We start from the raw sequence: 13311 nt of genomic DNA on the forward strand, positions 1-13311 counted from the left end.
TCACATTAATGATTCATCGTAAACAGCGCGTGCGCCGCCGATATATTTAGGCCGTACGCGGCCGGCTGTCACATGAGCTTCACCGATTGTTTTTACGCCTAAGCGAACCGGCACGGCTACCGGTTTTAAATGCATGCCGATCAGCGTATCGCCAATATCAAGGGCCGCATCAGCCTCTACCCGTTCAACCACAACCGGCGCCGCAAAGTGCTTATACGCTGCCATCGAGGCAGCACCACCGGCGTGAAGTTGCGGCACTGCATTACAAATCGGCCAATTATGCCGATTAGCTACCGACTTTTCAAGTACCAAGGCGCGATTCAAATGTTCGCAGCATTGCACGGCCAAAGAAATCTTCAGCGGCTCTAAAACGGCGGCGGCTGCCTTAATAATTGTTTCACCCACGTCCGTTGCCGAATCTGTACCGATACGGCTTCCTCGCACTTCACTGGTGGAACAACCGATAACAAACAGATCACCGGCTTCCAGCTTGGCAACGGTCACCAATTCCTTCACCGCCGCCGTCACTGCTTCACCGATAGAACGCAACAATTGTGCTTCATCCACCGAGGTTAATTCATCCTTCGCCATTATACCCCTTCTTTCTGTGCGGACTCTTTTAATACATACGCATAAGCCCGCTTATAACCGGTTTCATCCGCTTCAATATAAACGCCTTGAAGCTCCGGTGCAAAACCCGGTAATTCATTAATGCCTTCTTCAAGGGCCACGAAATAATCACGAGCCGCTTCCGACCAAAGTTCACCCGGCTGCACGCAAATAACGCCCGGCGGATACGGCAAGGCCCCTTCAAGCGCCATGCGACCCACACAGTCCGCAATCGGAATCAATTCCCCTTCACCGCGTACAAAATCAATATTCGCCGCCTGCGGTGTTTTCACATAGGTAGGGAAATACTCCCGTTTAAATAATTTCTGTTGCAATTCACTCACACGGCGCACTTTATAAAAGTCATGCATTTCTTGGCACAGCTGACGAATCGTATAGCCGCGATAGCGGTCGATGTTCTGCGTATATACACTCGGCAAAACATCCTGTAATGACGCGTCCGCTTCGATGAGCTGCTCAAAACGCAACAATTTAGCAATGAGTGCATCCATTTTGGTGTACGACTCGGCCGGTGTGAGCAAGAATAAAATCGTATTGAGGTCACATTTCTCCGGCACGACCTGATGCTCGCGCAAATAATTTGCCAAAATTGTGGCCGGAATGCCAAAATCCTCGTATTCACCGGTTTCCATATCGATGCCCGGTGTTATGAGCTGGAATTTACAAGGGTCGATGAAATATTGCCCTTCGCCGTAACCGCTGAAGGAATGCCATTTCGCATCCGGCTCAAAGGCAAAGTACGACACATCATCGGACATAACTTCCGTTTCGCCGTCTTCCCACGCTTTACCGTGAACCGTCGGCGGCACGAGAGGCCGTAAATACTTACAGTTGCGCAGCACCGTTTTACGGGCTTCGATGCCCACCATAACACAGTCACGCCATAAAGCTCGGCCGCCTTCACCGGCGTGAATTTTCGCATTCACATCGAGGGCCGCAAAGAGCGGATAGAACGGCGATGTGGAGGCATGCATCATAAAGGCGTTGTTAAAACGCTTCTGATTCACATAACGGGCTTGCCCACGGATATGCGAATCCTTTTTGTGAATTTGTGATGTTTGTGAAAAACCCGCCATTTGTTTATGCACGGACTGAGTTACCAAAATGCCCGGATCGTCAGGACCGAGTTCCAAAAGTAGTGGTGAACAATCTTTCATCATCGGAATGAATTGTTCATAGCCTACCCAGGCGGAATCAAAGAGAATGTAGTCACATAAGTGACCGATTTTATCGACTACTTGGCGCGCGTTATAAATCGTGCCGTCATAGGTACCAAGCTGAATTACCGCCAAACGAATCGGACGCTCAGCCTTGGCTTTTTCAGGAGCACGTTCCGCAATGCGCTCACGCAGGAAGGTTTCGTCAAAACAAGCTTCCGGAATACCGCCGATGGAGCCGAACGGATTGCGAGCCGTTTCCAGATACACCGGAATGGCACCGGCCTGGACCAAAGCGCCGTGCGATACGGATTTATGATTGTTGCGATCATAGAGCACGATATCGCCGGGAGCCAATAAAGCGTTGAGGACTACTTTATTGGACGAGGACGTACCATTGAGTACAAAATAGGTTTTGTCCGCATTAAATACCTGCGCCGCATGCTCCTGAGCCTCCAGCGCGTAGCCTTCATGAATGAGCAAGTCGCCCAGTTGAACGTCCGCATTACATAAATCACTGCGGAAAATATGTTCACCGAAATAATCGTAAAAAGCGCGGCCCGCCGGATGTTTGCGGAAGAACTGCCCCCCTTGATGGCCCGGACAGTCAAACTGGGAATTGCCCAGCTCTACATAGCGTCTCAAAGAACGGAAAAACGGCGGTAACGAGCGATGCTCATAATTTTGAACAGCCGTTTCGAGGCGTCGAATGTAGAATTCACGTTCCGACGGCTCATCGTCTAATACCGCATAGGCATCGCGCAATACGGTGTCCTCCGCCTGCGATACTTGGTTAGGGCTTAAGCCTTCCATACCGGTGCCTGTGCGCACCACAAATACAGGAATGTCAAACACCTTAACCGGCGTACTCTTTAATGTATCTATCTCGCAGTCACAAATAATAACTGCGCCCACATTGGTAAAATCGGTTTGATGCGGCCGAATAACGTCACGTTTCGTCAATATACCGACTACTGATTCCGCCTGTTCTGATACTACTACTTTTAACTCGGTCATATACAACCTCCTTTATCTTCGTCACAAGCAGCCTTTGCTGCCAGCCATATGTCTAATACAATCGCCGAGACGTTAACTATTGCCGGCAACCGCTACACGATACGCAGCCACTCATGTGGGCCACTTCATATTCAAAAAACTCTTACTATTTATTATACCCTATTTTTCTTCTTTCGGTATATTTAATGCTTTGAATAAATCAACAAAAGGGGTATTATAAAGTTATATATACTCGTTATAAAACAATCATGACATTACACTTTCAAGATTCTATGCCTATAGCAGAAAGGGTTTGCCTTATGAATATCATTATTGAAAACGGTCTTATTTGCACAGCCACCGATCATTTCGTCGGTGATATCGTGATTACCGGTGACACGATTACCGCCATTACCGCACCACATGCGGCCCGGCAAACAGTTGGCTCCGGCACTAACAATAGCCCTGCTGAACAGGAATTCCAAACAGTCGTCCCTATTAAAGATCAAGGCACCGACTACGAAATCATTGACGCCACGGGGCATTATGTCGTGCCCGGCGGCATCGATCCGCATACTCATTTTGACCTGCAACAATCGCCGAAACATCGCGCCTGTGACGACTTTTTACATGGTGGCATCGCGGCGGCCTGCGGCGGTACAACTACCATTATCGACCACATAGCCTTCGGTCCTGCCGGCTGTTCCTTACATCATCAATTCGATGTATATCGCGACCTCGCCAAAGATTGCCCCGTGGATTATAGCTTTCACGGCGTTTTTCAACATGTTGACGATTCCATTTTAAAAGAAATCAATGAACTTGTAACCAAAGAAGGATTCCCATCTTTTAAAGCTTATACCACCTATGGTTCGCCCATGCACGAACCGGAACTCTTTGCCTTGTTGGAACGTTTAAAGAAATGCGGTGGTCTTTTGACCGTCCATGCAGAAGATGACACGATTACCAATACACTGCGTAATCGTTTGACCAAGGAAGAATTGCTGCCTATCGGCCACGCCTTGACGCGCCCTAATACGGCCGAGTCAATCAGCGTAAATACCGTTATCGGTCTCGCCCGCGTTGTCGGTGACGCACCGGTCTACTTAGTGCATATGTCGGCGCACGAAAGCCTCAGCGAAATCCGTCTTGCCCGCCAAGAAGGGCAAGCCAATATTTATGCCGAAACCTGCCCGCAGTATCTTTTCTTAACAGATGATAAATTTAAAGACGGCGGTCCCATGGAAAGCATTAAATATATGCTGGCACCGCCCCTTCGTAAAAAAGAAGACCAAGACGCGCTGTGGCAGGGCTTACAGGACGGCACGGTCCAGGTGGTTGCCACCGACCACTGTCCATTTACCATTGCTGAAAAGCAAGCCTATGTGGACGATTTCAGAAATTGTCCCGGCGGCATCAGTGGTGTAGAAGAACGCATGCCGCTCCTCTTTAGCGAAGGTGTTTTGCAAAAACGCCTTACGCCGGAGCAATTCGTGCAGGTGACAGCCACTAATGCGGCGCGCATCTTCGGGATTACAAACAAAGGCGATATTAAAGTGGGCTATGATGCGGATCTTGTTCTCTTTAATCCTAACGAATCACGGACATTCCGCGCCGATAATTTAAAAACTACCTGTGGTTACTCCGCCTACGAAGGCATGACCGTCAACGCCACGGTGGCCAAAGTATTCCTCCGCGGCCAACTTATTGCCGAAAACAATACATTCTGTGGCAAAAAAGGGTACGGCCAATTACTCAAACGACATATAAAAGCAGCTGACAAATAAACCTCGGTTTACTACATATAAAACGTCTGACAAACAACCTTCGGTTTTACCCCGAGTCATACTTTTAAACATCAAAAAAGCCCCGAAGCGATAACAACTATCGCCTCAGGGCTTACTTTATTTTACATATGATTCAGCCTGCCTCAATTATTCAGCCGGTTCAATGGTGCCTTTAAATTTATCGGCAATGAACTGCTTAATCGCCGGGGAGTGGTAAATCTCAGCAATTTTTTTATACGTAGGATTGTCTTTATCCTTTTCACGAGCCGCTAAAACCATGACAGCCAACGGTTCATTCTTAGGTTCTAAGAAAATCCCCTGCTTAGCCACGTCAATACCGGCACTCATTACATAGTTCATCGGAATCGCTGCTACCGTCACATCATCAAGACTGCGTGGTAATTGTGCTGCTTCCAATTCTCTGATTTGTAAGTTTTTAGGATTGGACACAACATCAGCCGGCGTAGCTTTGAAGCCAACACCTTCTTTTAAGGTAATAAGACCGGCTTTAGCCAATAACGCTAAGCCGCGACCGCCATTAGTCGGATCGTTCGGAATAGCTACAACAGCGCCATCGGGAATTTCATCAACACTTTTCACCTGATTGCTGTATAAACCCATGCGCATCAAAATTGTTTTGCCGATAGACACTAAATTAGCGTTATTATTTTTGTTAAAGTTTTCCATAAATGGTACGTGTTGATAGCTGTTAAGATCCAAGTCACCTTCAGCCAACGCTTTGTCCGGTGTTACATAATCGGAAAATTCCACAACTTTTACATTGATGCCTTCTTTAGCCGCTTCTTTGGCTACCGCTTCCACCACTTCCGCGTGCGGACCGGCCGTTGCGCCGATTCGAATTTCCTTCGATGAGGAATCAGTGCCGCAACCGGCAATACCGATTGCCAAAATTCCCACCAACACAGGTGCTAACCATTTTTTTAGATTCATTTGTAAGACCTCTCTCTCATTTACACTGCCCTATGGGCCCCTCAAAAAGTATCTTGGCACTACATCTCGGGTTCTCAGTCCGGATGCAAGCAAACTCTCAAACCAACCGTTATGCGAACAATGATAACGCCAACTGCAGTTCAAAGAGTTTTGTAAACCCCACTTCGCCAAGCTTATTTATTATCCTACCACATAAACCGGAAATAAAAAAGTCCCACAATAACCTTTTTTAGATTATTGTGAGACTTTTATGTTCTTCCCAAAGGAGATTTCTATTGATAAAGCTCTAAACGCTCTATGTCAATCTAAATAAATAACTATTTAATAGCCGTTACCGAACCTTCTGCTGCGGCAGACTCTTCACGAGCAGGACCACCGGCACCGAGTCCGTCTTCATGAACGAATTCTTCGTGAACAACCGGACGTTTATTCATGCCAAGACCATAGTAGAACGCCGTAACAATAGCGATAAACAACCAACCTACCACTAAGGATACACGCGTATCTTCATTCCAAATCATACCGATAGTAACGAGTACCAAGAAGCCCAAGCAGAAATAGTTGGAATATGGATACAATGGCGATTTGAACGGATGCTGATCCATGATTTCTTTGCCCCAACGTTCTCTGAACTTGCGCTGTGCTCCGGCCAATACGAACCAGGATACCATAGCAGGGAAAACGCTGGCACTATAAATATATAAGAACAATTTGGAGTCCGGAATCAAATAATTCAACACAACCCCGAATACTAAGGAAAGCATGGATACATAAATACCGTTGCGCGGTACGCCCGATTTAGATAATTTCGCAAAAATCTTAGGGGCCTGACCGTTTTTAGCCAACGTATACAACATACGACCACAACTATAAATACCACTGTTGCAACCGGATAAAGCGGCTGTCAAAACTACAAAATTGATAATACCGGCAGCACTGGCAATCCCTACTTTAGAGAATGTCGTTACAAACGGACTGCCTACAAAACCCAGTTCATTCCAAGGATAAATACAAAGAATAATAAAAATAGCACCAACATAGAAAATCAAGATACGCCAAACAATGCCTTTAACCGCTTTTACCAAGGTATGACGCGGATTCTGTGCTTCACCGGCTGTAATCCCTACCAATTCAACCCCTTGGAAGGCTGCCGCAACAACGCACATAGCCGCCAACATACCGCCGAAGCCGTGCGGTGCAAACCCGCCATGTTCCCATAAATTGGAGAACCCGATAGGTACACCGTCATTACCAAAGCCGAATAAAATCATCATGGCCCCGATAACGAGCATAAATACGATGGTCCCTACTTTAATCAAAGCAAACCAGAATTCAAACTCGCCATAATATTTAACGGACGCAAGATTGGCTGCGACAATAATTGCCATAGCTACGAAAGCCGATACCCAATGGGGCAGTTCCGGGAACCAATAACTCATGTAAATCCCAACCGCCGTAACTTCGGCAAGCCCTACGGATATCCACATAAACCAGTAGCACCAAGCAGTTATATAACCGATATACGGTGAAATATAGCGATAACCATAAGCCGCAAACGAACCCGGTACCGGCTCCAAATACAGCATTTCACCCATAATACGCATAATTAAAAACATTACGACCCCGGATAAAGCGTAACACAATAATACGGCCGGACCGGCTGTTTGTATCGTGCTGGCTGAACCCATAAATAAGCCTACCCCAATCGTACCGCCCAGGGCGATCATTTCCACGTGACGGGGTTTTAAATTACGCTCTAAGTTTTTTCCCGATTCCATATTTTTACTCCTACTCTATGTTTCTAATTTGTCTCCTCTCTATATGTGTCATCTCCCTAAAACACTCTCCCTTTAACGCATGGCTCCTTGTTAGCGTAAAATAGCCGGGAAGCCATTGTCTGCTAAGGTAGCCAACAGACTGGTAACATGTTTTTCATTCATGGTTTCAATTTCCAAAGCTACATGTACATAGCCCACTTCAATGTCACGCTGACTGCGGTCATGATAAATACTCAAAATATTGGCATTGCTGTCAGAAATTATGCTCGTAATTTTGGATAAAACATGCGGTTTATCTTGTACCACAACATCAAAATAAGCCCGACGCCATGTTTTAACAAGGCCGTTGTTGATGATGCGGTCAATCATGTTTACGTCAATATTACCGCCGCTTACCATAGCCACTACGTTCTTGCCTTCAACGCCGGCAATTTTATGATTCATCAACGCTGCTACCGGGCAAGCACCGGCGCCTTCGGCCGCCGTTTTTACACGTTCCAAAAGGAACAAAATAGCTTCCGCAATTTCCGCTTCACTAACGGTAACGATTTCATCCACATATTGAGACACGATGTCAAATGTCAAGGTACCCGGCGTGCCTACGGTAATCCCGTCGGCCAAGCTCTTTAAGGCCGGCACGGTCGTAATTTTACGAAGCTCTACCGATTCCTTCATGGACGGCATGTTCTGAGTCTGTACGCCGACGATGCGAATACTTGGTTTTAATTCCTTCGCCGCTACCGCAATACCGGAAATTAAACCGCCGCCACCGATTGGCACGACGATAACATCTGTTTCAGGCAATTTTTCAAGAATTTCCAAACCGATTGTGCCTTGACCGGCAATAACCAACGGGTCATCAAACGGATGACAGAAAGTAAACCCTTTCTCCTTCTGCAATTGGCAAGCCTTTTCATAACAATCGGCGTAAAAATCACCGGCCAGCACTACGTCCGCACCATAACTTTTAGTGGCATCAATTTTGGCAATCGGTGCATTGGTAGGCATGCAAATCGTCGCTTTACAACCATATTCCTTAGCGGCCAACGCCACGCCTTGCGCATGATTGCCGGCCGACGAAGCTACAATCCCACGAGCTCGTTCTTCCGGTGACAATGACGCTACCTTGTTATACGCACCGCGCAATTTGAATGAACCGGTACGCTGGAAGTTCTCCATTTTTAAATGGACTTCACAACCGCATTGTTCACTCAAAGAGGTAGAATGCATCATAGCCGTTCGCTGTGCAACCCCTTTCAGATGTTCTTGCGCTTCCCTAATCATTTCCAGTGTTACTAATGCCATGCGTTTAATCCTCCTCATCAAAGAAAACTCTCAGTGATTCTCTCTCAGGCATATAGCGGTACTTAAATTTAGGATATCCCACCATAATAGCTCCGGCAACCCTATACCCAGCCGGTAAATTAAGTAATTTCAGCAGTGGTTCATAGCCTACTTGTGCGCAAAATTCTACAAAGCCGGACCAACAACTTCCCAGGCCTAAGGAAGGTGCCATTAATTCCGCATAAGAAAGGGCAAAATGACCGTTGTCGCGGCCGCGTTCAATCAATTCATCCTTGCTTATGGCCAGGACTAAAGCAGGTGCTTTATGTAAAATAAAATCACGCCCAGTCCGGTTATAGCGCTTTGCATTATACGCATAAATTCGCATACGACTATTTTCTTTCCCCAATCCGTTCATCCAGTCCATCACGGCTTCACTGATAGCGGCCAGCGTTTCCTTATTCTGAATCACTCGATACGAAATGCCTTGGCTATTGGAGCCGGTAGGAGCCATGCGAGCCACATTCAAGAGTCTCGTAATTTGCTCCTTTGAAACCGGTGTATCACGGAATGTACGAATAGATCGGCGATAGCGGATAAACTTCTCTGCCTCTTCAGGACTTGGTACTTGGTAATCCCCAACCGGAATTTGATCGGCGCGCGGCGTTACTGTATAATCAATCGCATTTGTTGGACAAACTGCTACGCAATGTCCACAAGAAATACAACTGCCAAAACCGGCGGCCGGACCGTTTTCTTTCATAACCAATAATCCTGTCGGGCACTCTGCCACACACATTTTACACTGGATACATACATCTGTACGCACCGAAAAGCTCATCGTAAAGCCCTCCATTCGTAATATCACGACTAAATTATACTCCTAAATTTCAAATCTGTAAATTCTAAATGTACATCCCTCTAGTACAAAAGTATTTATCTCATTAAGTTATTTCATTTATGAGTTTTTAGGATAGTTAAATAAATATAGTCTCTGTCAAATTGAATAAATATAGATTTTGCAAAACGTAAAAAAATAGCTTCAATTATATAAATTGAGAATACTTAAGTAATGCTAATAATCGAGCTCTTTGAAATCGAATAAATTCGTTCACCATCGATTTGTAAGGTACCTCAATCATTAAGTCATAATTTTGAGGATAATTTCTAAGCATCGTACGGCATCTCAAAATATAACCATAGCACGATTTACAAAAAAATAAAAGGGTAAACTCATCTAATAAACCCCATAATTCAAATTCAGTTTTCAGAATTAAAAACTCTTCTTATTTAATCCTTTTTCTGTACGACTGTTTTCTCATGCCTCGTATTCGCCCATCAATAAAACCTTAAACTTTTTCAACTAAAATATGAAATGAATTCTCAACTTTAAACCGTGAATGATAAATTTATAATTTTTTAACTAGGTAATTTTGTTAAAATCAATTAGAATAAAGAGGAAAGGAGTACTCTCATGACCTTAATAACGACCAAAGACTTAGTCTTTAACAATATGATTGAATACCCTGATATGACCATTGAAAAAGGCAAAATGACCTTCATTCAAGGTGCCAGCGGCTCCGGCAAAAGCACCCTTTTTCGCTTATTCAATGCCACTATTAATCCCTCACAAGGAACCATCTATTACAATAAGGTAGATATCAGCACTATCAATGCATTAGAATTGCGCCGTAAAATCCTACTGATTAATCAACAAGTGTATCTCTTTGACGGCACTATTGCCGATAATTTCCGTCAATTCCATGCATATCGCGGCTCTACCCCACCGACCGAAACAGCCATGAAGGAGTTTCTTCACATTGCGGCGGCACCGTTTACGCCGGAACAAGATGTGGCCCGTTTATCCGGCGGTGAAAAGCAGCGTGTCTTTAACGCCATCATGCTTTCCTTCAATGCGGAGGTTTATATGTGGGATGAACCGAGTGCCGCCCTCGACTCACCGACAGCTACGACCTTCTTCACGCGCATGAAGGAATATATGGCCAAACACGACAAAACAACGTTGGTCATTTCTCATGACGACACACTCTATCCTAAATTCAGCGATGCTTTGATTGAACTTAAAAGTCGTCACGAAGTATAAACATACGGTTCCATAAGATTGGAGTTTTTATTATGACTGAAGCTATTTCCATGCAATTAGGCGGATTCTTATCCATCTACTTATTGCTCCTCGTTATTGCCGGAATTTTCACATATTGTAAAATCCCGCAGACGAAATTTCTCTTGCTGGGCACCTTACAGATGACGGTGCAGTTAATCATTGCCGGATACGTGTTGCTCTACATTTTCCAAAACCCGTCACCGATTTTTGTCTTAACCTATCTGTCCTTGATGGTCGGCTTTGCCGTGACTCGAACGCTTCGCAAAAATCCATGGCTTAACCGTAAATTCAAGTGGATTACTGCCTTATCCGTCATCGGCACCTGTATCAGTATAACAAGCTTTATGCTGCTTGTCGTTATCCGCAAAGACATTTTAACGCCCCAATATGTCATTCCGATCAGCGGTATGCTCGTAAGTGCTACCATGAACGGCGCCACTTTGGCGTTAAAGTCATTTAAAGAAAATCTCGATTCTCACAAACAGCAAATCGAGGTGCTCTTAAATATCGGCACACCGCCGGCTAAGATACTGCATCCATTTGTGATACAGTCCTTAGAAACGGCTTTTTTACCGACCATGAACTCCATGGTGGGCATGGGGATTATCGCCCTTCCCGGTATGATGACCGGTCAGATTTTGGCCGGTGCCATGCCGAATGAAGCCGTGCTGTACCAAATTACCATCATGGTTGCCAACTGTACCACCGTGTGCTTATCGTCGTTTTGCCTACTTTACTTCGGGGCTCGCACTTTGTGGAATGACAGGTATCAGTTATAACTAAGCACATCGGGCTCTTGCTCAGTAAAAAGAAGAAGGAGATTGCTCTCGGACTCCAATTTCTTACCAACAAAATCATATACAATCTTCCATAAATAATGTCTTTGGACTTCATAAGTAAAAAGAAGAAGGGTATTGCTCTCGGACTCCTGGTTCTACAAGAACAAAGTCGTCTACGAGCAATACCCTTCTTCTTTTTTTGCGTTACGCCGTTCCCTCAGTACGTTATTTATGTCTGATTGCTATAAAGACTGTGCGGAATTAACTCGGAGTCCTTACGTGCAAGGCTTGTTCTTTTTACATTAGCCTGTGCCCTCCGTGCATTAGTTATAACTTAGGGGAAGGAAAGGCCTATAAAAAGCATATTATTGTCCGGATGTTTCGTCTGTGAATTTGATGTCTACCAGATCCCACTTCTTGGTGTCTACGTATTTCTTTTGGAAGTAGTCTCTGATGTGTTGTTGGGCTTCGTTTTTAAGGTTTGTCATGTCGCCGTCTTTAATGCGTTGCATAACAAATTTACCGCTTACCAGGGCATCTTTTTGGCTGTCATAAGTATATTCGGTACCGCTTTCATCAATGTATAACACCCCGTCCCGTTCAGTTAAGTTAAATGGTTCAAAATCATGACCGATTTCTTTAAACGTATATTCCGGCTCCATTTTTGGCAATAAGCCTTGTCTGTTAGGCCCATTAGGAATGCCAAATACCATCCAACGGTCGCCCCGCTCGTACTCATCCATATTTAAAAAGTTCATCTTTTTCGGGGCATAGCGATACTGCCTAAAATTCCCTGTATACGTATGGTCGGTCTTTTTTTCAAAAGTAACAAGAATGATTTTATCACTGGAGTATTCATAGTTAACATCCTTCATTGTCGGAGTCTCTATATATCCCCATGTGCCCGAAAAGTCTTGTGAGCTTCCCAAACTGCCACAACCACTGAGAACAAGCATTAAAGCCATAGCCAAGGCCATCAACATATAGGTTACCTGTCGCTTCGTTTTCATAACAATCCCTCCCTATACTGTGGCCTGACGTCGACGATAGATTACATAGCCGATGCCTGCCAAAACAACAATACCCAATGCGCCACCGATAAGAAGACCGGAGCTGCCATCTTTTTTAAATTGGAAATAAATAGGATCGCCTGCGGCATAGATGACCGTGTCATCATTTTTCAAAATGCCCTTGCCGATGCTTTCCTTAATAATTTTGCCATCCACTTCAATGGTCGTAGCACCCGATGCCTTACCTAAATTAAAGGTGTACATATCAGGATCATCGCCATATGGATAAATTACATTTATTTTAGCATCAGGATTACGTCCGAAAACGGCCGCACTCATCTTAGCCAGTTCATCTTTATTGGCAAATTTCGCTTCTAATTTCCACATTTGAGATTGTACCGTTGCACTGTCCCCTTTTAATTCCTTCCCGTCAGGTCCGATGGCTTCAAGTTCTACTTTACTAATATCAATCGACGCCTGCCCGTTTGAATTCTGGGTCACCGCACTCAATAAATCCCCTTTACTGATTGGTACCGGTGATTGAATCGTGGCCTTCCATTCCCCGCTAAAGTCCGATTTTACCTCAATCTCAGAAGTAACTTGAGCACAACCTGCCGCCAGCAACAGGCATAAGGCTAAACATAAGAACACTAACCGCTTCATACGCTCCACTCCTTACTAAAATAGAATAATAAATTAAATACTCCCTAAATACACATTTGTGCATTTCAAAACTTAATTTCATTATATCAGTTATTCTGTATCATTTGTAGCAGAATTCCTATTCGCCTATTTTATATAATATCTATAGGCA

At 44.8% G+C, this 13311-nt stretch carries 11 protein-coding genes; 3 read left to right on the forward strand and 8 right to left on the reverse strand.

Annotated features, from left to right (window positions below; all coding sequences use genetic code 11):
* Positions 1 to 591 (reverse strand): TIGR01440 family protein, encoded by a 591-nt coding sequence (locus CCC71_RS00235; RefSeq protein WP_021841767.1) that lies wholly within the window; start codon positions 589 to 591, stop codon positions 1 to 3.
* The gene (speC, locus tag CCC71_RS00240; protein WP_021841766.1) at positions 591 to 2804 is read right to left on the reverse strand and encodes an ornithine decarboxylase; all 2214 of its coding nucleotides are present in this window, start codon (positions 2802 to 2804) and stop codon (positions 591 to 593) included. The genes CCC71_RS00235 and speC overlap by 1 nt, the downstream gene beginning before the upstream one ends.
* Positions 2805 to 3103: 299 nt before the next feature.
* Between speC and hydA the strand changes: the two genes are divergently transcribed.
* Positions 3104 to 4570, forward strand: coding sequence for a dihydropyrimidinase (gene hydA / locus CCC71_RS00245; RefSeq protein WP_226974567.1), 1467 nt, complete (start codon positions 3104 to 3106; stop codon positions 4568 to 4570).
* A gap of 147 nt (positions 4571 to 4717) precedes the next feature.
* On the opposite strand, the gene CCC71_RS00250 is transcribed toward hydA, so the two are convergent.
* From CCC71_RS00250 to CCC71_RS00265, 4 genes are all read right to left on the reverse strand, one after another.
* Positions 4718 to 5521 (reverse strand): MetQ/NlpA family ABC transporter substrate-binding protein, encoded by an 804-nt coding sequence (locus CCC71_RS00250; protein ID WP_021841764.1) that lies wholly within the window; start codon positions 5519 to 5521, stop codon positions 4718 to 4720.
* A gap of 317 nt (positions 5522 to 5838) precedes the next feature.
* Positions 5839 to 7299, reverse strand: a complete 1461-nt coding sequence (locus tag CCC71_RS00255) for an amino acid permease (RefSeq protein WP_021841763.1) — start codon at positions 7297 to 7299, stop codon at positions 5839 to 5841.
* Positions 7300 to 7389: 90 nt separating this feature from the next.
* Positions 7390 to 8604 (reverse strand): threonine ammonia-lyase, encoded by a 1215-nt coding sequence (gene ilvA, locus CCC71_RS00260; RefSeq protein ID WP_226974568.1) that lies wholly within the window; start codon positions 8602 to 8604, stop codon positions 7390 to 7392.
* Between the two features lie 4 nt (positions 8605 to 8608).
* Entirely contained in the window at positions 8609 to 9451 is an 843-nt protein-coding gene (locus CCC71_RS00265; protein WP_226974569.1) for a nitroreductase family protein, read from the reverse strand.
* A gap of 606 nt (positions 9452 to 10057) precedes the next feature.
* On the opposite strand from CCC71_RS00265, the gene CCC71_RS00270 reads away from it, so the two are divergent.
* Together CCC71_RS00270 and CCC71_RS00275 are read left to right on the forward strand one after the other, a co-directional pair.
* Positions 10058 to 10687 (forward strand): ABC transporter ATP-binding protein, encoded by a 630-nt coding sequence (locus tag CCC71_RS00270; RefSeq protein ID WP_021841760.1) that lies wholly within the window; start codon positions 10058 to 10060, stop codon positions 10685 to 10687.
* A 32-nt stretch (positions 10688 to 10719) separates the two neighbouring features.
* Positions 10720 to 11487: an ABC transporter permease gene (locus CCC71_RS00275; protein ID WP_021841759.1), complete on the forward strand. Its 768-nt coding sequence runs from the start codon at positions 10720 to 10722 to the stop codon at positions 11485 to 11487.
* A 365-nt stretch (positions 11488 to 11852) separates the two neighbouring features.
* Here the strand turns inward: CCC71_RS00275 and CCC71_RS00280 are convergent, their stop codons facing one another.
* Together CCC71_RS00280 and CCC71_RS00285 are read right to left on the reverse strand one after the other, a co-directional pair.
* Positions 11853 to 12497 carry a hypothetical protein gene (locus CCC71_RS00280; protein ID WP_021841758.1) on the reverse strand — a complete coding sequence of 215 codons (645 nt, stop codon included), beginning with the start codon at positions 12495 to 12497 and terminating at the stop codon, positions 11853 to 11855.
* A 12-nt stretch (positions 12498 to 12509) separates the two neighbouring features.
* Positions 12510 to 13160 (reverse strand): hypothetical protein, encoded by a 651-nt coding sequence (locus CCC71_RS00285; protein ID WP_296332600.1) that lies wholly within the window; start codon positions 13158 to 13160, stop codon positions 12510 to 12512.
* Between the last annotated feature and the right edge of the window lie 151 nt (positions 13161 to 13311).

This window comes from Veillonella sp. LMAG:90 (assembly GCF_008679445.1).
Lineage (GTDB): Bacteria > Bacillota > Negativicutes > Veillonellales > Veillonellaceae > Veillonella_A.

What these genes read in the sequence shown, in the direction of transcription:
- speC (WP_021841766.1), bottom strand. Translation starts at nt 2,804, where the DNA reads ATGACCGAGTTAAAAGTAGTAGTATCAGAACAGGCGGAATCAGTAGTC.
- CCC71_RS00270 (WP_021841760.1), top strand. Translation starts at nt 10,058, where the DNA reads ATGACCTTAATAACGACCAAAGACTTAGTCTTTAACAATATGATTGAA.
- hydA (WP_226974567.1), top strand. Translation starts at nt 3,104, where the DNA reads ATGAATATCATTATTGAAAACGGTCTTATTTGCACAGCCACCGATCAT.
- CCC71_RS00275 (WP_021841759.1), top strand. Translation starts at nt 10,720, where the DNA reads ATGACTGAAGCTATTTCCATGCAATTAGGCGGATTCTTATCCATCTAC.
- CCC71_RS00280 (WP_021841758.1), bottom strand. Translation starts at nt 12,497, where the DNA reads ATGAAAACGAAGCGACAGGTAACCTATATGTTGATGGCCTTGGCTATG.
- CCC71_RS00255 (WP_021841763.1), bottom strand. Translation starts at nt 7,299, where the DNA reads ATGGAATCGGGAAAAAACTTAGAGCGTAATTTAAAACCCCGTCACGTG.
- CCC71_RS00235 (WP_021841767.1), bottom strand. Translation starts at nt 591, where the DNA reads ATGGCGAAGGATGAATTAACCTCGGTGGATGAAGCACAATTGTTGCGT.
- ilvA (WP_226974568.1), bottom strand. Translation starts at nt 8,604, where the DNA reads ATGGCATTAGTAACACTGGAAATGATTAGGGAAGCGCAAGAACATCTG.
- CCC71_RS00285 (WP_296332600.1), bottom strand. Translation starts at nt 13,160, where the DNA reads ATGAAGCGGTTAGTGTTCTTATGTTTAGCCTTATGCCTGTTGCTGGCG.
- CCC71_RS00250 (WP_021841764.1), bottom strand. Translation starts at nt 5,521, where the DNA reads ATGAATCTAAAAAAATGGTTAGCACCTGTGTTGGTGGGAATTTTGGCA.